At 38.8% G+C, this 1571-nt stretch carries 2 protein-coding genes; both read left to right on the top strand.

What is annotated here, in order from left to right; genetic code table 11:
• Positions 1 to 1023 (top strand): bifunctional 3,4-dihydroxy-2-butanone-4-phosphate synthase/GTP cyclohydrolase II (locus AC1DTM_RS25805; protein ID WP_477001219.1); only part of this gene is annotated, 1023 nt, incomplete at its 5' end.
• Between the two features lie 18 nt (positions 1024 to 1041).
• Positions 1042 to 1503 carry a 6,7-dimethyl-8-ribityllumazine synthase gene (gene ribH / locus AC1DTM_RS25800; protein WP_002160590.1) on the top strand — a complete coding sequence of 154 codons (462 nt, stop codon included), beginning with the start codon at positions 1042 to 1044 and terminating at the stop codon, positions 1501 to 1503.
• The last annotated feature ends 68 nt before the right edge of the window (positions 1504 to 1571 follow it).

Raw genomic sequence — 1571 nt, 5'->3', positions numbered from 1 at the left:
CCGATTACGGAGCAATACGCAGAGCGTCTACAGTTAGAACCAATGGTTTCTCATAATACGGATTCACATCATACTGCTTTTACAGTAAGCATCGATCACGTTTCTACAACAACAGGCATTAGTGCTCATGAGCGTGCTACAACAATACAGGAATTATTAAATCCCGCATCTAAAGGAACTGATTTTAACCGCCCTGGACATATCTTTCCATTAATTGCGAAAGAAGGTGGCGTCCTTCGCCGCGCAGGTCATACAGAAGCTGCTGTTGATTTAGCAAAACTTTGCGGAACTGAGCCAGCTGGCGTCATTTGCGAGATTATAAATGAAGATGGGACGATGGCACGTGTACCTGATTTAATACAGTGTGCAAAACAATTTGATATAAAAATGATTACAATTGAAGATTTAATTGCTTATCGCCGCCATCACGAAACACTTGTGACGAGAGAAGTGGAAATTACATTACCTATAGATTTCGGTACTTTTCATGCAATTGGCTATTCTAACTCATTAGATATGAAAGAACATATCGCGCTCGTAAAAGGTGATATTTCAACAGGCGAACCTGTACTTGTACGCGTTCATTCAGAATGCTTAACAGGAGATGTATTTGGTTCATTCCGCTGTGATTGTGGACCACAGCTACATGCTGCACTTGCTCAAATTGAGCGTGAAGGAAAAGGCGTTCTTCTCTATATGAGACAAGAAGGACGAGGCATTGGCCTTCTGAATAAGCTTCGCGCTTATAAGTTACAAGAAGAAGGGTTAGATACTGTAGAAGCAAATGAAAAACTTGGGTTCCCAGCTGATCTTCGTGATTACGGTATTGGCGCTCAAATTTTAAAAGATTTAGGCTTACAAAGTTTACGATTATTAACGAATAATCCACGAAAAATTGCTGGCTTACAAGGTTACGATTTAAAAGTAACCGAGCGTGTACCGTTGCAAATGCCAACAAAAGAAGAAAATAAAACGTATTTACAAACGAAAGTAAGCAAATTAGGACATTTACTAAACTTATAATTAAGGGAGAGATACATTATGGTATTCGAAGGTCATTTAGTTGGTACAGGATTAAAAGTTGGGGTTGTTGTTGGACGTTTTAATGAGTTTATTACAAGTAAGTTACTTGGCGGAGCTTTAGATGGATTAAAGCGTCACGGTGTAGAAGAGAATGCTATTGATGTTGCATGGGTTCCTGGTGCATTTGAAATTCCTTTAATCGCTAAAAAGATGGCAAATAGCGGAAAATATGATGCTGTTATTACATTAGGTACAGTAATTCGCGGTGCTACAACGCATTACGATTACGTTTGTAATGAAGTAGCAAAAGGTGTTGCATCTTTATCACTACAAACGGACATTCCAGTTATTTTCGGTGTATTAACGACAGAAACAATTGAACAAGCGATTGAACGTGCAGGTACAAAAGCTGGCAATAAAGGCTATGAATCAGCAGTTGCTGCGATCGAAATGGCTCATTTATCAAAACAATGGGCTTAAAAAAAGAGGCTGCGGCCTCTTTTTTTTATTTTCTCACCTTTTTTCGTACATCTTCTATTAATTCATCC

The organism is Bacillus sp. P4_D3, assembly GCF_056401855.1.
The sequence above is the reverse complement of the archived record's forward strand: the minus strand, read 5'-3'. Positions and strand labels throughout refer to the sequence as shown.

Excerpts from the sequence above, each read along its gene's own strand:
- ribH (WP_002160590.1), top strand. The coding sequence starts at position 1,042 with ATGGTATTCGAAGGTCATTTAGTTGGTACAGGATTAAAAGTTGGGGTT.